The sequence below is a fragment of the Halomonas sp. GFAJ-1 genome, from assembly GCF_000236625.2.
In the GTDB taxonomy this organism is placed as follows: Bacteria; Pseudomonadota; Gammaproteobacteria; order Pseudomonadales; family Halomonadaceae; genus Vreelandella.
Window position 1 is genome coordinate 15531 of record NZ_AHBC01000005.1, and the last position, 21719, is coordinate 37249.

The 21719-nt window shown below is 53.2% G+C and carries 20 protein-coding genes and 5 tRNA genes; 9 read left to right on the forward strand and 16 right to left on the reverse strand.

Going from position 1 to position 21719, the window contains the following annotated elements; all coding sequences use genetic code 11:
- Positions 1–211 precede the first annotated feature (211 nt).
- The 3 genes from MOY_RS01865 to MOY_RS01875 form a co-directional block, all read right to left on the reverse strand.
- Entirely contained in the window at positions 212–721 is a 510-nt protein-coding gene (locus MOY_RS01865) for a hypothetical protein (RefSeq protein ID WP_009095913.1), read from the reverse strand.
- A 107-nt stretch (positions 722–828) separates the two neighbouring features.
- Positions 829–2670: a sodium:solute symporter family protein gene (locus MOY_RS01870; RefSeq protein WP_009095915.1), complete on the reverse strand. Its 1842-nt coding sequence runs from the start codon at positions 2668–2670 to the stop codon at positions 829–831.
- 6 nt (positions 2671–2676) lie between these two features.
- Positions 2677–2937, reverse strand: coding sequence for a DUF4212 domain-containing protein (locus MOY_RS01875; protein ID WP_009095916.1), 261 nt, complete (start codon positions 2935–2937; stop codon positions 2677–2679).
- A gap of 744 nt (positions 2938–3681) precedes the next feature.
- Between MOY_RS01875 and MOY_RS01880 the strand changes: the two genes are divergently transcribed.
- From MOY_RS01880 to ttcA, 3 genes are all read left to right on the forward strand, one after another.
- Positions 3682–5499: a putative nucleotidyltransferase substrate binding domain-containing protein gene (locus tag MOY_RS01880; RefSeq protein WP_009095918.1), complete on the forward strand. Its 1818-nt coding sequence runs from the start codon at positions 3682–3684 to the stop codon at positions 5497–5499.
- A gap of 5 nt (positions 5500–5504) precedes the next feature.
- Positions 5505–6155 carry a DNA polymerase III subunit epsilon gene (locus MOY_RS01885; RefSeq protein ID WP_035539806.1) on the forward strand — a complete coding sequence of 217 codons (651 nt, stop codon included), beginning with the start codon at positions 5505–5507 and terminating at the stop codon, positions 6153–6155.
- Between the two features lie 83 nt (positions 6156–6238).
- Positions 6239–7150, forward strand: a complete 912-nt coding sequence (gene ttcA, locus MOY_RS01890) for a tRNA 2-thiocytidine(32) synthetase TtcA (RefSeq protein ID WP_035539808.1) — start codon at positions 6239–6241, stop codon at positions 7148–7150.
- Here ttcA and fnr read toward each other — a convergent pair.
- From fnr to ccoN, 11 genes are all read right to left on the reverse strand, one after another.
- On the reverse strand, positions 7137–7889 hold the full coding sequence (gene fnr / locus MOY_RS01895; protein ID WP_009095925.1) for a fumarate/nitrate reduction transcriptional regulator Fnr: 753 nt from the start codon (positions 7887–7889) through the stop codon (positions 7137–7139). The genes ttcA and fnr overlap by 14 nt on opposite strands.
- A gap of 58 nt (positions 7890–7947) precedes the next feature.
- Entirely contained in the window at positions 7948–9375 is a 1428-nt protein-coding gene (hemN, locus tag MOY_RS01900; RefSeq protein WP_009095927.1) for an oxygen-independent coproporphyrinogen III oxidase, read from the reverse strand.
- A 175-nt stretch (positions 9376–9550) separates the two neighbouring features.
- Complete coding sequence (locus MOY_RS01905) at positions 9551–10246, reverse strand: sulfite exporter TauE/SafE family protein (protein ID WP_009095929.1); 696 nt, start codon at positions 10244–10246, stop codon at positions 9551–9553.
- On the reverse strand, positions 10243–10470 hold the full coding sequence (ccoS, locus tag MOY_RS01910; RefSeq protein WP_009095931.1) for a cbb3-type cytochrome oxidase assembly protein CcoS: 228 nt from the start codon (positions 10468–10470) through the stop codon (positions 10243–10245). Before ccoS ends, MOY_RS01905 begins: the two co-directional genes overlap by 4 nt.
- Entirely contained in the window at positions 10467–12944 is a 2478-nt protein-coding gene (locus tag MOY_RS01915; protein ID WP_009095933.1) for a heavy metal translocating P-type ATPase, read from the reverse strand. The genes ccoS and MOY_RS01915 overlap by 4 nt, the downstream gene beginning before the upstream one ends.
- Entirely contained in the window at positions 12941–13459 is a 519-nt protein-coding gene (locus tag MOY_RS01920) for a FixH family protein (protein WP_009095935.1), read from the reverse strand. Before MOY_RS01920 ends, MOY_RS01915 begins: the two co-directional genes overlap by 4 nt.
- A 7-nt stretch (positions 13460–13466) precedes the next feature.
- Positions 13467–14903 carry a cytochrome c oxidase accessory protein CcoG gene (gene ccoG, locus MOY_RS01925; protein WP_035539792.1) on the reverse strand — a complete coding sequence of 479 codons (1437 nt, stop codon included), beginning with the start codon at positions 14901–14903 and terminating at the stop codon, positions 13467–13469.
- A gap of 165 nt (positions 14904–15068) precedes the next feature.
- Entirely contained in the window at positions 15069–15998 is a 930-nt protein-coding gene (gene ccoP, locus MOY_RS01930) for a cytochrome-c oxidase, cbb3-type subunit III (protein ID WP_009095941.1), read from the reverse strand.
- Positions 15995–16216, reverse strand: coding sequence for a CcoQ/FixQ family Cbb3-type cytochrome c oxidase assembly chaperone (locus MOY_RS01935; RefSeq protein WP_009095943.1), 222 nt, complete (start codon positions 16214–16216; stop codon positions 15995–15997). Before MOY_RS01935 ends, ccoP begins: the two co-directional genes overlap by 4 nt.
- Before the next feature lie 3 nt (positions 16217–16219).
- Positions 16220–16828 (reverse strand): cytochrome-c oxidase, cbb3-type subunit II, encoded by a 609-nt coding sequence (gene ccoO / locus MOY_RS01940; protein ID WP_009095946.1) that lies wholly within the window; start codon positions 16826–16828, stop codon positions 16220–16222.
- A gap of 19 nt (positions 16829–16847) precedes the next feature.
- A complete protein-coding gene (gene ccoN, locus MOY_RS01945) occupies positions 16848–18272 on the reverse strand; it encodes a cytochrome-c oxidase, cbb3-type subunit I (RefSeq protein ID WP_009095947.1) in 1425 nt (474 codons plus the stop codon).
- Between the two features lie 164 nt (positions 18273–18436).
- On the opposite strand from ccoN, the gene MOY_RS01950 reads away from it, so the two are divergent.
- The 6 genes from MOY_RS01950 (at position 18437) to MOY_RS01975 (ending at position 19851) form a co-directional block, all read left to right on the forward strand.
- The gene (locus tag MOY_RS01950; RefSeq protein ID WP_009095949.1) at positions 18437–19204 is read left to right on the forward strand and encodes an alpha/beta fold hydrolase; all 768 of its coding nucleotides are present in this window, start codon (positions 18437–18439) and stop codon (positions 19202–19204) included.
- Positions 19205–19292: 88 nt separating this feature from the next.
- A tRNA-Val gene (locus MOY_RS01955) sits at positions 19293–19368 on the forward strand.
- A gap of 48 nt (positions 19369–19416) precedes the next feature.
- Positions 19417–19493: transfer RNA gene (locus MOY_RS01960), tRNA-Asp, on the forward strand.
- 35 nt (positions 19494–19528) lie between these two features.
- Positions 19529–19605, forward strand: a tRNA-Asp gene (locus MOY_RS01965).
- A gap of 48 nt (positions 19606–19653) precedes the next feature.
- Positions 19654–19729 (forward strand) — tRNA-Val (locus MOY_RS01970).
- A 45-nt stretch (positions 19730–19774) separates the two neighbouring features.
- Positions 19775–19851: transfer RNA gene (locus MOY_RS01975), tRNA-Asp, on the forward strand.
- A gap of 145 nt (positions 19852–19996) precedes the next feature.
- On the opposite strand, the gene MOY_RS01980 is transcribed toward MOY_RS01975, so the two are convergent.
- Together MOY_RS01980 and glcF are read right to left on the reverse strand one after the other, a co-directional pair.
- Entirely contained in the window at positions 19997–20398 is a 402-nt protein-coding gene (locus MOY_RS01980) for a GlcG/HbpS family heme-binding protein (RefSeq protein ID WP_009095954.1), read from the reverse strand.
- Between the two features lie 79 nt (positions 20399–20477).
- Positions 20478–21710, reverse strand: a complete 1233-nt coding sequence (gene glcF / locus MOY_RS01985; RefSeq protein ID WP_009095956.1) for a glycolate oxidase subunit GlcF — start codon at positions 21708–21710, stop codon at positions 20478–20480.
- Between the last annotated feature and the right edge of the window lie 9 nt (positions 21711–21719).

Genomic DNA, 21719 nt, shown 5'->3' on the forward strand with positions numbered 1-21719 from the left:
GCCCGCTAGACGGGTTCGGTCAGATTCATGCCCCGCCGTAAGCTGGCGCGAAAGAACCTACCCTACGTAGTAAATACACGCTCTCGACATCCAAAGCGCTTGCCTAAAAAAAGAAAAGCGCCTGTTTTAGAGGTTAAAAGAGCTCAGTTTAGGGGAAAATCGCCACAGCGTCAGTGGGTACGGTGATGCCTCTATGTGATTCCTTGAGCATTTAGGAGCGGCATAGCGCCGTATAAATGCCTGAATCTTCGCGCAAGATACGTATAGAGTGCGTATCTAGTTCGCCAGCCACCGTATCCATGGGCACTAGTTCACGCGATGAGCAATTCAGTAAGTAGCCTTGAACCGTCACTGCATCAACATGATGACGTTCAAACTGATACAACATGAACTCTACAACCCGTGTCGGCGACTCGCTGATATGCACGCTATCGCGATCAATAACCGTAAATTTCGTGGTGATAGGAAAAGCAAACGTCCATGGCCGCCAAACGGCACTGCTGGTTTCGCTGGCGACGACCTCTGCTGAACTAGGCAGTTGCGCTTGCTTGTGCTCGAACCAGCTGTACTCCGTGGATACCTGATATCCCAGCATGCCTAAGCCACCAAAGACGGGTACGATCCACTTTGGAAGACGTTTGCCGCTCAATGTTCTAAGTAATAAACCAATACCCGCAGCGGCCAGGCCGGAAAAGACCGCGGCTACTAAGTGCCAAATCATAAAATATCCTTTCTAAAAGCCATCGGGCTTCCCTGAGGAAGCCCGATGGCAAGCTGTCATTCCGCGTCTCTATGGGCAGTATGCCTTATAGAAGGAATGATTATGACTTAGTGATCAATCGCTACACCAGCACCTTTCGGATAGCGGACGCTTTCCACCAGGTCTTGAATCTCCTGGGGAGGCTCTTCCGTTGCGCTAGAGACTGCAAATGCAACCGCAAAGTTGATCATCGCACCTACTGCACCAAAGGAGAGCGGGGAGATACCCAGGATCCAGTTATCCGGCGTGTTGGCCAGCATATTGGTGCCTGGAATAAACAGCCAGCCCAAGTAAGTGAAGATATACAGCAAGGTAGTGATAAGGCCCGCTAGCATACCTGCAATAGCCCCTTTGCTGTTCATACGCTTAGAGAAGATACCCATCATCAGCGCTGGGAACAGTGAGGCCCCCGCAATACCAAAGGCCAGTGCTACGGTTTGTGCTGCAAACCCTGGTGGGTTTAGGCCCAAGTAGGTTGCCAGCAGAATCGCGCCACCCATGGAAATACGCGCTGCAAGCATTTCACCTTTTTCAGAGATCTTCGGATTGATCATGGTTTTGATCAAGTCATGGCTAATAGCGGACGAGATAGCCAGCAATAGGCCTGCCGCGGTTGAAAGCGCCGCTGCAATACCGCCTGCTGCAATCAAGCCAATTACCCAGCCCGGCAGGTTAGCGATCTCGGGGTTAGCAAGTACCATGATGTCGTTGTTGACCTCTAGCTCGCTGCCAGACCAACCGAGTTCTGAGAAGTCTGCATTGTCATTGTACATCTGAATGCGGCCGTCATTATTGAGGTCGCGGAACTGAATCAGACCCGTTTCAGCCCACGTTACCATCCACTCAGGCACATCGGGGTGATTGGTCCACTCTTCGGCCAGTGCGTAGCCCTGAGCATCTGTTGTCGTGATTTCACCGTGCTGAATGGATGACTGTAGCGCTTCTTCGACATTTTCTACCTGACCAGCAAGATCTGGGTAGATAGTTGTCGTTAGGTTCAAGCGTGCCATGGAGCCAACCGCAGGTGCGGTGAGATACAGCAGTGCAATAAACACTAGCGCCCAGCCAGCAGACCAGCGTGCATCAGCTACTTTAGGCACCGTGAAGAAACGAATGATTACGTGGGGTAGACCGGCAGTACCAACCATCAGCGACAGGGTAAACAGCACCATGTTCAGCTTGTTGTCGACATCGGCGGTGTAATCTTGAAAGCCAAGAGCAACTACGACTTCATCTAGTTTTTCCAATAGCGGCACGCCGGATTCAGTATGTGTACTAAACATACCGAACATTGGAATTGGGTTGCCGGTAAGTTGCATGGCGATGAAAATTGCCGGAATAGTGTAGGCAATAATCAGAACAACGTACTGCGCTACCTGGGTGTAAGTGATGCCTTTCATGCCACCAAATACGGCATATAGGAAGACGATCAGTGCCGCAATCCAGATGCCCCAAGTATTGCTGACTTCCAGGAAGCGTGAGAACGCAACGCCAGCGCCGGTCATTTGACCGATAACGTACGTCACTGAAGCTACGATCAAGCAGACAATCGCCACAAATCGGGCGGTGTTGCTGTAGAAACGATCGCCAATGAAGTCGGGCACGGTAAACTTGCCGAACTTGCGTAGGTACGGAGCAAGTAGCATCGCAAGGATAACGTAGCCGCCGGTCCAGCCCATCAAGAAGCTAGAGTTGGCATAACCGCCGGAGGCTAGCAGACCAGCCATGGAGATAAACGACGCCGCTGACATCCAGTCGGCAGCCGTGGCCATACCGTTGGTGATCGGGTGAACGCCGCCGCCGGCGACGTAGAAATCTTTCGTGGAGCCGGCTCGCGCCCATATCGCAATCCCGATATAGAGCGCAAAGGAGGCGCCAACAAATAGTAAGTTAATTGCAAACTGGCTCATGCTGGCTTACTCCCCAAGGCCAAATTTTTCATCAAGTTTGTTCATCTTCCAGGCGTAGAAGAAGATCAAAGCGATGAAAGTCAAAATTGAGCCCTGTTGTGCAAACCAGAAACCCAGGTCAGTTCCGCCAACAGGTATGCCCGCCAGCAGTGGGCGAAAGAGGATAGCGCATCCATAAGATACGAACGCCCAAACCGCTAGGCATCCGAAAATTAAGCGGACGTTGGCTTTCCAGTATTCAGCAGCATTGGTTTTGTCGTCTGCCATTGTGTTGCTCTCCACTTGTGATTTTTAGGGTTGGAAAGTGAACTCAAAGTAGCGTGTGATTCATCAGGGCAATCGCACGAGGGAAACTGCTTTTTATTAAAAGTGACGTGTCAGCTTTGCGAGGCACGCCGCTCAATTATTCTTGCAGTGTTCCCCTTTTTAAACGCTAACCAAGAGTGACCATGTTGAGCCAAGTTAAGCGATTTAATTGGCACCTGGTAAAGCATTTGGTTAGTGAATTTGAGAACCCCGACTGCTTCACCGGTAATACTGGTCAATAAATGCAAAAAATAAATCCCAGACTTTGGTATCAGGTAGCTATGTAAGCGCTTTTGCATACGTTTTTATACGCAGAAATGCCTATTTTTTCTAGTTTTTTTGTTATTTTTTGATATTCATTTAAACATGATAGGACGATGGTCTATGGCTCGCTTAAAAGCAATGTTTGCTACCTTAAAAAAAGGTTTTTCTTAGTGTCGAAGTTGTTGCAATAAGGCGCTACTTTAGTCGCTAATAAAACGTCGATTCGACGTTAGCGGCATAGCTAAAGGTATAAGAAAGTGAGTAGATAAAATCTATATGGTCATTTTATAGTTTTAGCTTGTTTAAAGGTATGAGAGTTAAGAAATGCTGGCAAAGAAGCGCTAGTGAAAAAGGAGAGTGGCCAGGCGGGTGCGGTCGCTAGGTAATTAGGTTGCAGCGTCGTAGGGTACTTTATTTGCCTTTAGTAGAGTGAGGTCGCGCATGGTAGAGGTTGAGCTGTCCCAGCTGCCGTTTACACTGCTGGATGAAGAGGGGCGTGATTATGTTCGCCGTGGAGTAGACCTAGCCTACTTTGACCGAGATGAGATTATTTTAGAAACAGGGCAGGCGGGTGAGTCCATGTTTCTCATCCATAAGGGCGAAGTTGCCGAGATTGATCCTACGCTGCCAGCGTCTAGCGCGCGCATCGGCCACTACACGGCGGGCGATCTGTTCGGTGCTATCAGTATCCTAAATGGTAAAAGTCGTTACCGTTTTCAGGCCGAGCAAGAAAGCCTGTGCTACATCATGCCCAAAGCGCTGTTTTTGCAGCTATGTCGCCATTATCCTGACTTCGAAAACTTCTTTAAGCAGACGCTCTCCCACAAGACGCGCTTGCTGAGTGAAAAGCGCGCGGAAGGTGGCGTCACCATGGCCGGCTTTATGCTCGCTAAAGTAAGTGAGTGTATGCGTGAACCGTTGCTAATGGAGGCGACGGCCGATATTGCTAGTGCCGTTGCTCAGCTGAACGACAGCCATGCTGACAGCCTACTGGTCAAGACCCAGGGCAAGCATGGGATGGTTACCAAAACGGATTTGCTGAATGGCTTGGTGCTTGGCAATTGCACGAATGCTACGCCCGTTGAGGAAGTAGCCCATTTTTCCCTGGTGACTGTGACGCCAGATCAATACCTCTTTGAAGCCCTGGTGTTGATGACACGCCACAAGGTGGCGCGGGTTGTGGTGGTGGAGCAAGAGGCACTCAAAGGGGTTGTCGAGCTAACCGATGTGCTGAGCTACTTCTCCAGTCGTAGCTATGTGGTTAGCCTTCAAATTGAGCAGGCGAATGACTTAGAGGCGTTGGCAACGGCAAGTCAGCGCACCCCTGAGCTGGTAAAAGCCTTAATGGCCCAAGGGGTCAAGTTACGTTTTGCGATGGACCTCTTAGCCGCGCTCAATGGGCGCATTATGAGTAAAGCCTGGTCATTTACCGTTGATGAAGCTCACCATAACGATAGCTGCATGATGGTGATGGGAAGCGAGGGGCGTGGCGAGCAAATTCTCAAAACAGACCAGGATAATGGTCTGATTTTAGCGGATGACAGTCAGTGGCCTGACGTGGCCGAGCAAATGCAAACGCTGACGAAAACGCTTATTCAATTAGGTTACCCGCCGTGCCCCGGCAACATTATGGTGTCTAACCCCGAGTGGGTCGGGACAGTGTCTCAATGGAAAAAAAATATTGTGAAGTGGGCCAGTGCCCGGGATGGCGATAGCTTGATGAAGCTGGCGATTCTGCTTGATGCCCACGCAGTGGGTGGGAATCCCACGTTACTAGAGAGCGTGCGGGAAGAACTCTTTGAGCGCTGCTCCCGAGACGAGCTGCTGCTCTCTTACTTTGCCAGAACGGCCCTGCGTTTTTCGACACCGCTGACGCTCTTTGGCTCGCTGAAAAAGCCCCAGCACGGTATTGATATAAAAAAAGGCGGCATTTTTCCGATTGTGCATGGCGTGCGCACTATGGCGCTTGAGCGACGGATTAAGGCAACGTCGACGCTGGATCGTTTAGATGCCCTAGCGACGGATGGCCGGTTGGATCGTCGCTTCGCCGATGATTTGGGGGAGGCATTAGCGCTGTTTACAGAGCTGCGGCTAAAACAGCAGCTTCAAGAGTTGGATGGTGCGTCCGGTACGCGCACTAACCGTGTGGTCGTGCAGGAACTCTCCTCCCTTGAGCGCGATTTGCTTCGCGAAGCGATGCATATTGTTAAAGATTTCAAACAGCGCCTTTCCCACCGATATCATCTGGAGTATTCGTGAGCGGCATGCGATGGTTAGATCGACACGTGTCGCTATTCAGCGGCTCCCTGCGCACCCTCCTGCAGCGAGAAAGCGACCGCCGCCGGTGTGTTGGCTCTCCCTATGCATGGCTATTCCAGCCCTATATGGGGGAAGAGCAGGTGGCCCTTGCGTGTTATGCGTCTGCAGGTGAGCACCCGGTGATTAGTGTGGCAGCAGTGGTGCTGAGCCAGCGCCATGTTCAAACCAGCAGAGCCTGGGTTGCCACGATAGCGAACACCCGTAGCGCAAATGCCGCTACGCTTAGGCGCCATCAACACGTTTATGGTACGACCGTCGCTTTATCGCCCAATGCAGAGAATCTCGGGGCACTGGCTGAGTTTATTGGCAACCGGCCCTTAATAGGCTGGCAAATAGACCGCTCTCTTGATCAGCTAAATATGCAGTTCAAGGAGGCGCTTGGCTTCGGTTTGCCCAATGCGCAGGTGGATGTCGCCAAGCTTCATCATCGCCAGCTGCGACGTTTACACCCCCAGGTAGATATCGGCAACGACTTGGGCGAGGCGCTAGAGCGATGGCAACTGCCCGCAATGAACAGCCACGGGGTGCTAAGTGAAGCTGCTGCGAGTGCGCTGCTGTATATCCGTTTGCAGCGTGAGACTGCCCAGGTGGCTTAAACCCGCTGGGTTTCTGTTGGGTGGAGCTGTCGAGTATTGTTAGAATGGCCGCTGCTTTTTCTACCAGCGGCAGTGCCTATACCATGCAATCTCTTGATTATTTTGACCCGGCGACCATCGATGCCGCCCAAGCGGCCAGCCAGCAATCCCTACCCGACACCCAAGACGCAAAACAGAAGCGTGAATTCAACAAGTTGCAAAAACGCCTGCGTCGCGAGGTGGGTAACGCAATCATCGATTATCAGATGATTGGCGAAGGCGACCGGGTGATGGTGTGCCTATCGGGTGGCAAAGATAGCTACACCATGCTTGAGATTTTGCGCAACTTGCAGCGCAACGCCCCGGTTAACTTCTCACTGGTGGCGGTGAATATGGATCAGAAGCAACCGGGTTTTCCAGAGCACATCCTGCCGCAGTATTTGGATAAGCAGGGGGTGGAGTACCATATTCTAGAGCGGGACACCTACTCGGTGGTGAAAGAGAAAACACCAGAAGGAAAGACCACGTGTGCACTCTGTTCGCGACTGCGTAGAGGGTCGCTGTATGGATTTGCTGAAGAGATTGGCGCTACCAAAATTGCTTTGGGTCATCACCGGGAAGATATTTTAGAAACGCTGTTTTTAAATATGTTTTTTGGCGGGACTTTAAAAGCTATGCCGCCTAAGCTGCTATCTGATGATGGTAAAAATATCGTCATTCGTCCGCTTGCTTACTGCAAAGAGGCGGATATTGCCGAGTTCTCCCGGCTAATGGAGTTCCCCATCATTCCCTGTAATCTGTGTGGTTCGCAGCCCAACCTCCAGCGTCAGGTCGTTAAAGATATGCTGGCAGAGTGGGATAAGAAGCATCCTGGGCGGCTGGAAAGCATGTTTAAAGCGGTGACGAATGTGGCCCCCTCCCAGCTTGCCGACCGCCAGCTATTTGATTTTGCAAACCTTGAAAGCAAACAAGCAGCACTGATGGCCGGGCGCATTCAAGCATTTAACGTGGGGTAGCGGTCTGCTCGTCCTCTTCGGCCAAGATAATTAACCGCTGCATGTCGAGGATATTAATTTCACGCCCTGACACGGCTACCACGGCTTGTTGCTGGAAACGGCTAAGAATGCGGCTGACGGTTTCTACCGCGAGGCCCAAGTAATTTCCCATATCCGCCCGGGACATAGAGAGCCGGAAGCTGTAGGGGGAGTAACCACGCCGACGAAAGCGGTCTGAGAGCGTGATTAAAAAGCTAGCGAGTCGCTGGTCGGCGGTTTTGCGTGATAGCAGGCGCATCATGCGGCGGTCATCTTTCAGCTCTTTACTCATGCTCCGGTAGAGCTGTCCCCGTAGTTCGGGAAGCTCTTCAGAGAGCGTGTCCAAGCGGTCGAAAGGGATTTCACAAACGGTCGTGGTTTCCAAGGCAATAACGCTGCCGGGGTAATAGTTTTCATCAATGCCGTCTAACCCCACCAGCTCGCTGGGCAGGTAGAAGTTGGTAAGCTGGTCGTTGCCATTCCCTTCGCTGGTGACCTGTTTAAGGCTACCCGAGCGAACGGCATACACACTGGTAAACGGGTCTCCCTGGCGAAACAGCGGCTCACCTTTTTTAAGCGGTGCCCGGCGGCGGATAATAGCGTCAAACTGCCCCATGTCCTCAAGCTCAAGGGCCAGCGGTAGGCACAACGAACTAAGGCTGCAGGTTTGACAGCGTGCTTCTTGCAGCAGTGAACGTCGGGGGCTGGCTTGGTGAGGCATGTAATTCTCCGTTTATCATTTGCCATGATAGGCGCCAGGCAAGAGCGCCTCAATAGGGTCACATAATTTTTGAATAACGCTGAGACGACTGGCCGGATAAATAAGCATCGAAGGCCATGGCAAGATGACGAATAAGCAGTCGGCCTGTGGGTGTGGCGCTCAAAGAGAGGCCGTCACGTATCAGCAAGCCGTCCTGTTCTGCCGCGTGAAGCTGCTCAAGAACGGGAGAAAAGTAGTCAGCAGCATCAATTCCCCAGCGCTGGCCTACTGCTGCTAGATCAATTCGCATATCACACATTAAGCGTTCAATAACGTCTCGCCGTATTAGGTCGTCCTGATTTAATCTTAAACCTTTTGCTGTTGCTAGCCTACCTTGATCTAGTGCTGCTTCAAAGTGTTCAAGAGAGGTTGGGTTTTGCGCATAAACGTCATCCACGCGAGAAATGGCTGAGACGCCTAGCCCTATCAGATCACACTGAGCATGGCTGGAGTAACCTTGGAAATTACGCTGAAGTGAGCCGTTGCGCTGGGCAACCGCCAAGCTATCATCCGGTCGGGCAAAATGATCCATACCAATGTGTACATAGCCTGCGCTGGTAAGCATCTCAATAGTCGTATGCAAAATAGCGAGTTTCTCATCGGCACTTGGTAAGTCTTCCTCATTAATACGTCGCTGAGGCGCAAAACGAGTGGGCATATGGGCATAGTTAAACACTGATAGCCGTGCTGGGTTTAGCTCAATAACCTGCTGCAGTGTGTCGGCAAAGCTCTGCTCGGTTTGAAAGGGCAGGCCATAGATCAAATCGAGATTAAGTGAGCGAAAACTTAGACGATGAGCTTCATCCATTAATGTTTCGGTGAGCACTCGCGGCTGCACACGATTAATCGCTTTTTGTACCTGTGGGTTTAAATCCTGTACGCCAAGGCTCAGCCGGTTAAACCCAAGTGACTGTAAGTGGCGTAGGGTAAATACATCGGCTTCCCGTGGGTCAATTTCAATAGCGTAATCACGATCAGGCGACATGGATAAACCAAAGCGAGCGTCTAAACGGTCAATCAGGTCGCTCATTTGTGCAAGCGAGAGAAACGTCGGTGTACCACCACCCCAGTGCAACTGTTGTACTGGCCGCTGAGTATCTAGGTGGCGGGCGGTTAGAACCATTTCACGGTCGAGTCTAGAGAGATATGGCTCTGCCAGCTGGGTGTTTTTGGTAGCAATCTTATTGCAGGCACAGTAAAAGCAAATTTTGCGGCAAAAAGGCACGTGCACATAGAGCGATAGCGGTCTTTGGCTCTGATTGCTACGCTCAAGCGCCTGGGTAAAATCATCTGCGGTGAACTGCTCATTGAAAGCGAGCGCGGTTGGGTAAGAAGTGTAACGGGGGCCGCTTTTGTCATAGCGGCGAAGCAGCGCTTCATCCCAGGCTGTGGCCGGAGGCGCTGCAAGTGTAGGGTGTGAAACGGCAGCAGTGGCATGTGCAGGCATGGAAGGCGCTCCAGGGTTTAAAAGCAAGGCTTGCACCAAGCTTGAATAGCAAGATCAAAAGCAATAGGGGATCACAGGTGTTAATGCCGAGAAAAACAGGCTTAAACGCTGCTAAATGCTAGAACAAGCAAACCATGAAAGCGTTGAGCTGCATCAAGGTATACGCGTCAGGGTGTTAATGGGCGCCATGACCCATCAGCGCCCATAGCTGCCATACCGCAAAACCAATAATAGTCAGTGCAGCGATGCTACGAGTGGCCGGATGGCGTATTAGCTGGCTAAGCTGCTGGGCAGCCAAGCCGGTGGCCAGCAGCGCTGGTAGGGTGCCTAAACCAAAGGCGCCCATCAGCAGTGCACCTTGGAGTGGGTCGGCGATAGCGAGGCTCCAGGCCAGCATGGAGTAGACAAGGCCGCAGGGTAGCCAGCCCCATAGCGCGCCAAGGGTGAATGCCTGGGGAAGGTGCACAACGGGCATCAAACGCCGCCCTAGCGGCTCTATATAGCGCCATAGGTGTCGCCCAATGGCTTCGACCTTAAGCAGACCCTTCCACCAGTTGGCAATATACAGCGCCATTAAAATCAGCATGAGCGCGGCAAAGGCTTGCAGCATAATGCGGGCGGTGGGAGAAAGCGAAATAAGCGTACCCAGCGCCGCCACTAGGGCGCCTGCGACCATGTAGCTCAGAATGCGGCCAGCGTTATAGCTTAGTAAAAGGCCACCCATACGGGCGGGGTGGCGCATGCTTGGCGGTACAGCAAAGGTCAGTGCGCTCATAATGCCGCCACACATGCCGATACAGTGAGCACCCCCCATTAAACCAAATACAAAAGCCGCCATGACCGGTGGTAAATCTAAGCCTGTTGGGTTCATGACGGCGGTTCTGAGTCGTTTGGCTTAGCCTGTTTGCGAGACGCTAATTTACGCTCGTCGCGCTGCTCCTTGGTTAAGTCATTCTCATCGTCATCGAACAGAACGCGGTAGGCGGGCCCTTCAAGATCATCAAACTGGTCGTGCTTAACCGCCCAAAAAAACGCCCAGACGGCGAGGCCGAGCAAGATAAGTGATAGAGGGATTAGCAAATAAAGAATTGTCATGCGTTCACCGGATGGGTAGTCGCTATCAGTGGAGCCGATTGGGTGCGCCAGCGTGACAGGCGCAGCGCATTACCCACCACTACCAGAGAGCTAAGCGACATGCCAATAGCGGCAAGCCATGGTGGTATAAGGCCCATGGCGGCCAGTGGCAGTGCTGAGAAGTTGTAGCAGACTGACCACAGCATATTTTGTCGCATGATCTTGCGCGTGGCTCCGGAAATCTCGATAGCGTCATATATCCGCATCAAACGGGGACTGAGAAGTACCGCATCGGCGCGCGTGCGGGCTAAATCCGTGGCGCCGTTCATGGCAATCGCCACGTCAGCACCCGCTAAGACGGGCACGTCGTTGATGCCGTCGCCAATCATTACGACACACTCGCCTTGGGCTTGTAGCTCGCGTAGTCGCTCAAGTTTTCCTTCGGGTGACCTGCCCGCATGCCAGGTGGTGATATTGAGCTGCTGGGCGAGGCTCTCAACCGCCTCTTGGGTATCCCCAGAAAGAAGTTCAACCGTTAACCCTCGGGCCTGGAGGGCGGCCACCGTTTGGGCTGCATCATCACGAATGCCGTCATGCAGTTTAAACCATGCGCGCGGCTCGCTATTTTCGCTCAGCAGCAGCCACTGCCCGGGGCCGGGCGGTGCAATAGCCGTTTTACAGGCAAAGTCCGGTTTCCCTAGGCGCCAAGTAGAACCGTTTAGCGTGCCTTCTAACCCAGAGCCGGTATGGCTTTGTACGTGATGAGCCTGCAGCGTAGCATCGCGGAAAGGGCGGAATGCCCGAGCGATAGGGTGCTCTGAGTGGGCTTCCAACGCTGCGGCAATCGCCCTGGCTCGCTCAGCGCTGAGTTCGGGCAGCTCAGCGGAAAGGCCAGTAAGCGGAGTTGTTTGCGTGAGGTGCATTTCGCCCCGGGTCAGCGTGCCTGTTTTGTCGAAAATAACCCGAGTAACGTTCGAGAGCGACTCCATGGCATCGGCGCGGGTGATTAGTACTCCGCGTTTGCGCAGCTGACCATGGCCAGCCGTTAAGGCAGTAGGGGTCGCCAGGGCCAGCGCACAGGGGCACGTGACGACCAGCACTGAAAGCATGATCCATAGTACTCTTGATGGATCGATGTACCACCAGGCAAGGGTAACGCAGGCCGTCACTACCAGCAGGCGCAAAATAAAGAGATGCGCCATACGTGCGGCCATTTGCGCAAGCCTTGGGCGGCTGGCAAAGGCGCGGTCGGTTAAATCTACAATGCTCGCCACGCGTGCTTCACCACCCGCATGGGTAACGGTGACGACCAGCGGGTTTTCCATATTCTGACTGCCGCCGGTGACGCTATCGCCCACGCGCCGCGTGACCGGCAAGTACTCCCCGGTCAGCATGGACTCATCGAGACTGGATTCACCCTCTTCGATAATACCGTCGGCGGGCACGCCGTGGCCGGGTTTGATGAGTATTCGGTCGCCTGTTGTTAGTTCGCTAGCAGGCAGAATCCGCTCGCTGCCATCGGCTTCAAGACGCGTGGCGGAAACCGGCAAAACACCGCTTAATGCGTTGCCACTGTGGCCGCTGCGTCGTCTGGCGCGGCCTTCTACATAGCGGCCAAACAGCAGGAAGAACGTAAACATGGCCACTGAGTCGTAATACACCTCACCCACTCCAAACAGCACCGCATAACTGCTGGCTAAGTAGGCGCCACCGATGGCCAGCGAGACCGGCACATCCATGCCCAGCACGCCGGTTTTAAGATCGCGCAGCGCATTACGGAAAAAGGGTTGGGCTGAGAAAAGCACCACGGGCGTTGCTAGGGCAAACGATAGCCAGTGGAAAAGTGCATAAAAATCCGCGCTGATTTCGCCAGGCCCTGCGACGTAGATCGGGATAGAGAACATCATGACCTGCATCATGCCCACTGCGGCGACAATCAGACGGCGTACGTTCATCCGCTCTTCATGTTGAAGACGCGCTTGGGCTTGATCAGGTTCGTAGGGCTGGGCGTCGTAACCAATTGCCGCCAGCTCGGCGAATAGCTGCGATAGCTTGACAACGTTTGGATCCCAGCTCACTCGCAGGCGATGATGGGTCAAATTTACCGCACTGGATCCTACGCCCTCAAGGGCATTCAGGCGGTGTTCAATTAGCCAAGCACAAGCAGCACAAGTAATACCCTCAACCGCTAATGTCGCCCTAACAAACCCTTCGTCACCATCTGCGTGCACAAACTGTGCCTGCAGGCCGGGGTCGTCAAATACCGACCAAGTTTCTGCTTTGGTGGCTTGGCGCTCATCAGGGCGCTCAGGTAGCTCGGTGCGGTAGCGGTAATAGCTTTCCAGCCCCCCACCCACAATAGCATGTGCTACTGCTTCGCAGCCGGGGCAACAAAGCGGATGGGTAGTTTCATCAAGGGCAATTTGCCACGGTGCCCCTGCGGGCACCGGATTGCCGCAGTGGTAGCAGCTAGAGGACGTCAAGGTAGTGCTCATTCGCTTTCAGAACGTCCTCCGGGTAGCAGGGCAATGCTATTTTCATTAGGAAAGCGTGCTACTCCGATGAGGCGCCAATCGGCATCCTCTTCGTCTGGCTGTAGCTGCAAGTACCAACGGTAGCGCAAGTTATCGGGTCCTTGGGCGAGATAGCGCCCCTCTCTGACATGCTCAAGCACAAACTGCTGATCGCGATCATCCTGCGTAGGGAAGATCAGTTTCAAATATAGCGTGTCAGGATGCACGTCACCGTCGAGGTCAAGAACGATATCGCTGGTGAGCGGGTCAATACGAAGCTCTGCGCTCAGGTTTAATTCACGCGCGCGCTCCTGCTTAGCAATGACCACGTTAATGGCTCGGCCATGCTCGTAGTAGTCATCTTGGACCAAACCATCGGATGTGCGTATCGCCATGACAGCGAGTGTGCTACTGGCAAAGATAGAAACACCTAAAAGCCCAAGTAAAAACCAGGGCCAAACTTGCTTATACCATGGGGTAACGCTCTGGGGTGACATGGTGCCTTTATCTCCTGATGTCGCCTAGGAAGCGTGCTTCACGCTCAATGCGTATACGCTCGTCCTGCTGGGCTTGTAAAGTAAATGTAATGGGGTGGCTCGGCTCACTTAGATCACTTGCGTCTACGAGTACAGTCACTACCCGGAGGCGAGAGTCGCCCGCGGGGACGCTTACCACGACATCGTCTAGCGTAAGGCTTGGTAGCCCCGATACGCTTAAGCGATACGTATGGTCTTGGTTGTCTAAGTTGCGGATGTTCAAGCTATACACATTGCTAATGCGCCCATCCCGCGTGGTTTGGTAAAGCTGGGTACGTTCGCGCTCAACGTCGAAACCTAGCGGCATACGGTCGTTAACCGCCCAGGCAAATGCGGCCACCATCACGACGAGCGCAGCAAAATAGCCAAGCAGGCGAGGGCGTAAAATATGGCTTTTTTTGCCCTCCAGCGCATTTTCAGTGGTGTAGCGAATTAACCCCCGGGGGTAGCCCATTTTATCCATAACGCTATCGCAGGCATCAATACACGCCGCACAGGTGATGCATTCATACTGCAGGCCATCACGAATATCGATGCCCGTTGGGCACACCTGAACACACAGGTCGCAGTCAATACAGTCGCCAAAGCCCGCTTCTCTAGCTTGGGTATGGCTAAGTGATTTTTTGCGGCTACCACGCGGTTCGCCGCGTGCTTCATCGTAGGAAACGATGAGCGTGTCGCGATCAAACATTACCGACTGAAAGCGTGCATAGGGGCACATATAAATGCACACCTGTTCGCGCAGCCAGCCTGCATTTAGGTAGGTGAACACTAAAAAGAAGCCCACCCAGAAGTAAGACCAGCCGTGGGCTTCCAGGGAGGGGAGTTCGATAACCAGCGTCCGAATGGGGGTAAAGTAGCCGACAAAGGTAATGCCGGTAGCAAGAGCGATCAGCAGCCACGCAGCATGCTTAACCCCTTTACGCCACGCCTTATTGGCGGTGAGCGGCTGCTTGTCCAGCTTGATACGCTGGTTTCTGGAGCCTTCAATGCGGTGCTCAAGCCAAATAAACAGAAACGTCCAAACACTTTGTGGGCAGGTGTAGCCGCACCAAACACGCCCTGCAAAGACGGTAATAAAAAACAGCCCAAAGGCGCAGATAATCAGCAGCCACGACAGTAGGACAAACTCTTGCGGGTAGAACGTTGCGGCAAAGATATGAAATTCACGGCCGGGTAAATCAAACCAAATAGCCGGGCGGGAGCCCCAGTTAACCCATGGGAGTAAGAAAAATACCAGCATGAGCGCCCAGTTAGCGCTGCGCCGAACCTTTTGAAACAGGCCTTTAATTTCGCGCACGTAAATGTGGCGGCGTTTGGCGTACATTTCCTGGGTTTCACTTTCCCCCGGGGTATGATGCCCAACAGTCGGTGGCGTTATATCGCGGCTAGGTATTTTTTCCATGGCAATGATCGCAGCTCACAAGGCAGGAATAGATGGCAGCACGGGGATCAGCTGTCAACCAGATAACATTCAGCGATGAATAGTGTATCGGGTTGTGGATGAAGAAAGGGTGCGGTATGTAACCGCACCCCCTTTAATCAGCCTTTTAAAACAGCTTAGCGATGTTTAGTCGTTAAACCGTAAGCTGTAAACATAGGCGGCTACTAAGTGAACACGCTCTTCACCGATATAGGCAGCCTGTGCTGGCATGTGACCATTACGGCCATTACGTAGCGTTTGACGAACCGAATCTGCAACGCTTTGGCCAGGCGCTTGATAGAGCCAAATATCGTTGGTCAGGTTGGGCGCGCCGAGCGCAGTGTTGCCGGTGCCATTAGGCGCGTGGCAAGCCGCACAAACCGCCATATAAGTGCTTTCACCGCTGTCAGCTCGCTCAGCATCATGCTCTAGGCTGGATAACGCTAGAACGTACTGGGTGAGGTTCTCAATGTTATTCTCACCTAGCTGCTGCCACGAGGGCATCAGACCGTTACGACCATGGTTCAGGGTGGCTAGAATATTTTCAGGCTCTCCACCGTACAGCCAGTCGTCATTGGTCAAGTTCGGGAAGCCGTAACCACCCTGAGCGTTGGAACCATGGCATACAGCGCAGTTATTCTGATAGATACGCTCTGCTACCTGCATGGCATCGTCATCTCTTGCTAGTTCAGGAATAGGGACTTCCTGATACTGGGCAAAAATTGGCGTGAAGCGTTCCTGAGCGTCGGCCACTTCCTGCTCCCACTGGCTCTCCTGGGACCAGCCCAAAATGCCGGCGTAGTTACCCAGTCCTGGGTAAAGAACCAAGTATCCGAGCGCAAATACAACTGTTAGAACAAATAGCTGGAACCACCACTTAGGTAGTGGATTGTCGTACTCTTCAATGCCATCAGCTGCGTGACCTGTAGTCTCAACATTGCCGTCAGCGTCTGGAATCTTATCGGTACGGCGGTTGGACATTAAAATCCAAACGCTTAGAGCGATAGTGCCCAGCGTGATGACAATAATCCAGGCACTCCAGAAGCTGGATAGGGAGTCACCCCATAAATTATTCATCTGTTTTTATCTCCCCTGTCGTGGCGGGAATCTGCTTCGCGATCAGGCGAAGCATGCTGATCACTGGCTGTTTGCTTATCACTGTCGTCGGCGAATGGCAGGTTGGCTGCTTCGTCAAAGTCTGGTTTACGTCGCTTTGAGTAGGACCAAACAAAAATGCCTATAAAAGCGATAATCAAAAACAGCGTAATAAGACCGCGGAAAGTTCCCGTATCCATAGCTTAGCGAGTGCCCTCAAGCACAGTTCCTAGTTGCTGCAGGTAGGCGACCAGCGCAGTGATTTCCTGCTGACCTCGAACGTCTGCAGTAGCCGTGGCGATGTCCTCATCAGTGTAAGGCACGCCTAGTCGACGCAGGGTACGCATTTTAGCTGGGGTAGCGTCGCCATCAAGGGTGCGCTCAAACAGCCAAGGGTAAGCCGGCATAATAGACTCTGGCACCACATCGCGGGGGTTATACATGTGTGCACGGTGCCAGTCATCGCTGTAGCGGCCACCGACGCGTGCTAGATCTGGGCCAGTACGCTTAGAGCCCCACAGGAAGTTGTGCTCGTACACTTCCTCACCGGCAACGTTATAGTGGCCGTAACGCTCGGTTTCTGCACGGAAAGGGCGCACCATTTGCGAGTGGCAGCCTACGCAGCCCTCACGACGGTAAATATCACGCCCTTCCAGTTCCAGTGCGGTTAAGGGGCGTAGCCCCTCAACAGGTTCGGTGGTGTCTTTTTGAAAGAACAGTGGAACCACCTCAGCCAAGCCGCCAAAGCTGATCGCAACCAGGATCAACACGGCGAGCAGGCCAACGTTCTTTTCGACAATCTCGTGTTTCATTGGTCTCAACTTCCCCGATTTAAGCGGCTTGCGGCGCTGGTTGGCTGATAGCTTCGCGGCGTTTCACGGTCATATAAACGTTATATGCCATAAGCAGCATGCCTACGATCCAGAAGAGGCCACCAATCAAGCGAACAAAGTAGCCGGGGCCACTGGCTTCAACCGATTCAATGAAGGTGTACATCAGGGTGCCATCGGCGTTAATTGCACGCCACATTAAGCCCTGCATGATGCCGTTCACCCACATGGCGGCGATGTAGAGTACGGTGCCGATAGTGGCTAGCCAGAAGTGCACTGCGATCAGGCTTATGGAATGCATTTCAGTGCGACCAAACAGGCGAGGAATCAGGTGGTACATAGAGCCAATGGTGATCATGGCAACCCAGCCAAGCGCGCCAGAGTGTACGTGACCAATGGTCCAGTCAGTATAGTGAGAGAGCGCGTTAACGGTCTTAATCGCCATCATCGGACCTTCAAAGGTCGACATGCCGTAGAACGAAAGCGCCACGACCAGGAACCGCAGGGTAGGGTCAGTACGCAATTTATGCCAAGCACCTGACAGGGTCATCATGCCGTTAATCATGCCGCCCCATGAGGGTGCCAGCAGAATAATCGACATAATCATACCCAGCGACTGCGCCCAGTTGGGCAGCGCGGTGTAGTGGAGGTGGTGCGGGCCTGCCCACATGTAAATCATAATCAGCGCCCAAAAATGGACGATGGAGAGGCGATAAGAGTAGATCGGCCGCTCAGCCTGCTTGGGTACGAAGTAGTACATCATGCCCAAGAAACCTGCAGTCAAGAAAAAGCCAACCGCGTTATGGCCATACCACCACTGCACCATGGCATCTATTGCGCCTGCGTAAATAGACGTGGAGTACATTGGGGTGACCGGGATGGCGGCATTATTGACGATATGCAGCACGGCAACCGTAATAATAAACGCAGCAAAGAACCAGTTAGCCACGTAGATATGCGACGTGGTTCGCTTCTTAATCGTCATTAAGAAGACAATCGCGTAGCTAATCCAGACAACGGCAATCAAAATATTGATTGGCCACTCAAGCTCTGCATACTCTTTGGTCGTGGTATAGCCTAGTGGCAAAGTGACCACGGCAGAAAGGATGACCGCCTGCCAACCCCAAAAAGTAAATGCGGCAAGCTTGTCAGAGAAAAGGCGTGTCTGACAGGTGCGCTGAACAACGTAGTACGATGTCGCAAATAGCGCCGAGCCACCAAAGGCGAAAATTACGGCGTTAGTGTGTAACGGGCGTAGACGCCCGAAGCTCGTCCAAGGTAATCCGAGGTTCAGTTGCGGCCAAACCAGCTGTGCGGCGAGGATGACACCAACGGTCATACCTACGATGCCCCACACAACGGTCATAATCGCAAACTGCCGAACCACCTTGTAGTTATAGGTCGGGTGTTCCAGTGCTGTGCTCATTTCATGTTCCCATCGAACGCGGTTAGGGGGTAACCCGTGGCATTTTGCACGGATGCGGCCACCCGCTTGATGATGCAGGTCAAGATCCAGTCGCGATTCTAGCGCAGCAGCGCCTCAAGCTGAACAAGCCAATTGGAATAACACGGAATTACTAGGAGTGCATGGTGTCTCTTTACGCTGAGTTGGGTTTCGTTAACATTGGGCCAGATGAGTTGCCCAGTGTCATTAGTAGCGGCACTAAACAGCGGTTTATAGTGGATGGTTATGGGCCTTTAGCGATTTCGGGCATTCCAAAATATGGCCGAATATTGTTTGCTCATGGCGCGGGTGCCGGGCACTTGTCAGATTTTATGCGTCAATTTGTCGCGACGCTGGCAGGCCATGGATTGCAGGTGCTGGCTATTGATTTCCCTTACATGCAGCAAGTTTACGAGCAAGGAAAACGCCGCCCGCCACCCCCTGTTAAGCAAACCCTGGCCCACTTTAGCGCTTGGTATGAGTTGCTGCATCCGCTAGGGGAAACTCCCTTGTGGGTCGGTGGGAAGTCAATGGGCGGCCGTATTGCCTCTATGTTTGCCAGTGAGGCTTTCACGAGTGGGCATGCAAACAGTCAAAATGGTTGCCCTGGTGTTGTTGTCGCAGGTTACCCTTTTCACCCGCCCAGGCAGCCCCAGAAGCTTCGCGTGACGCACTTTTCGTCTATTAGCTGCCCAATGTTGATTCTCCAGGGCGAGCGGGACCCGTTTGGTAGTGTGGGAGAGGTGGCCGGTTGCTCACTCCCCGCCACTGCCCAGCTAATGTGGCTACAGGATGGGGATCACGATTTTAAGCCGCGCCGCGCTTCTGGGTTAAAACATACGATTTTGATTGACGAAGCAGCCACTCATGCGGCATTCTTCGTCCGCGCTCACCACACGGTAGCGGCAGGATGAGTAACGTATTGGTTTGAATCAAAAGATTTAAACACGATGTATTGACATTCAGCCATACTTCTGTAGAATGCAGCGCCACGTGACCAGCGGGCGGTTAGCTCAGTTGGGAGAGCACCAGCCTTACAAGCTGGGGGTCACTGGTTCGAACCCAGTACCGCCCACCATTTATTTGGTGCCTGGAAGCGTAAAGCAGTACTAATTGATGTAGAAGTGGACCGGTAGTTCAGTTGGTTAGAATGCCGGCCTGTCACGCCGGAGGTCGCGAGTTCGAGTCTCGTCCGGTCCGCCATCATCAGTCTGTATTGTAATTAGTTGTCGTTAAGTGGACCGGTAGTTCAGTTGGTTAGAATGCCGGCCTGTCACGCCGGAGGTCGCGAGTTCGAGTCTCGTCCGGTCCGCCACGATAACGTAAGAAATTGAAGTGTTAAGCACACTTGCTTAAATACTTTGGGCGGTTAGCTCAGTTGGGAGAGCACCAGCCTTACAAGCTGGGGGTCACTGGTTCGAACCCAGTACCGCCCACCATTTAAAAGCATTTTTCGCAGTTAAATGGTTTTAGTGCCTTGATGTGGACCGGTAGTTCAGTTGGTTAGAATGCCGGCCTGTCACGCCGGAGGTCGCGAGTTCGAGTCTCGTCCGGTCCGCCAGTCAAGTTGCACTTGTGTTGCAGTTAATACATCGGCTAAAGCCGAACGAATTTAAAAAAGCCCGGATCATCGATCCGGGCTTTTTGTTGCGTGCAGTTTAATTTCGTATGGTTATTGCGTGCAGCATAGAGGCTGCACGCTGGCATCAGGCAATCGCGCTCACGCCTGCCTTGGCAACTTGCACATCCTGGTCAGGCTTGACGCCTGAAATGCCTACAGCGCCCACCACATGGCCATCTACCGTGATGGGTACACCGCCTGATAACAAGCCCTGAAGCGGGGCAGAAATAAACGCGGTACGGCCGCCGTTGATCATCTCCTCGAAAACCTGGGTTTCTTTGCGGCCAAGTGCGGCGCTGCGTGCTTTTTGCGTGGCAACATCAGCACTAAAAGGAGCAGCGCCATCTAAACGGCGGAGTGCCAAAAGGTGGCCGCCGTCGTCGGTAACTGCAATGGTAACGGGCCAGCCGTTGCTGTCAGCTTCTTTCTGGGCGGCGTCTAGTACGGTAATGACGTCAGCTTGACCGAGAATTGATTTGGTTTGCATGAAAAACTCCTTTTTATTAAGGGGGGGGAGTGCCGCGCAGCCAGCCAGGCGTGGCTGTCACGGCAGAATAAGTTAGCGGTTATACCAGCGCGGCATCAACCACTTCCACCCAGTGGCGAACCGGGGTGCGGTTGGCGCTGGCAAGGTGTGTTTGGCAGCCAATGTTAGCAGTTACAATGACTTCTGGGTTACCTGCTTCCAGCGCATTTAACTTGTTGTCCCGTAATTGGGTAGCTAGCTCCGGCTGGGTAACCGAGTAAGTGCCTGCTGAACCGCAGCAAAGATGGCTATCTTTGACGGGTGTGAGTGCAAAGCCTAGCTTGCTGAGTACGCCCTCAACTGCGCCGTTGAGCTTTTGCGCATGCTGTAGGGTGCAGGGGCAGTGAAAGGCTAGGCGCTGGTGCTCTTTAAGCTTGAGTTGCTCAAGCGGTTCGTCGCGCAGTACTTCAACGAGGTCTTTCGCCAGCGCGCTGACCCTTTGGGCTTTATCGGCATACGTGGGGTCATCTTTGAGCATGTCACCATACTCTTTGACGAAAGCGCCGCAGCCGCTAGCAGTTTGCACAATCGCTTCTACGCCCTGTTCGATATGTGGCCACCAGGCGTCGATGTTAGTACGCATGCGAGTGCGACCGTCGTCTTGGGCATTTAAGTGAAAATCGATGGCCCCACAGCAGCCAGCTTCGCTGATGGGCGTTACGCTAATGCCCAAACGATCCAATAAGCGCGCTGTGGCCGCGTTAGTGTTGGGCGAAAGGCCGGGTTGAACGCAGCCCTCTAATATCAGCACTTTTCGCTCATGGCGCTGGCTGTCGGGGCGCTGGCCAGCATCCACGGGGGCGGGGGGCATTTTGCTGCGCAGTTTGCCGGGTACCAGTGGCTTAAAGGTTTGCCCTAATTTTAGCAGCGCTTTGAAGCGCTTGGGTTCCACCAGCATTTTGCGCAGGGCATAACGCTGGGCGCGCTCTGAGGCCGAGCGTGGCACACGACGCTCAATTTCAGCGCGGCCAATATCAAGCAGTTTGTGGTACTCAACCCCAGAAGGGCAGGTGGTTTCACAGTTGCGGCAGGTGAGGCAGCGGTCTAAGTGAAGGCGTGTCTCTTCGGTGACTTGATCATCGTCATCGCGACTTTCAAGTAGCTCCTTCATTAAGTAAATGCGCCCACGGGGGCCATCGCGCTCATCGCCCAGCAGTTGGTAAGTGGGGCAAGTGGCGTTGCAAAAACCGCAGTGCACGCAGGTGCGCAGAATACGCTCAGCTTCCTGAATATGCGGTTTTTGAAGGTCCGCGTCAGTAAAATTCGTCTGCATGTCAGCTCT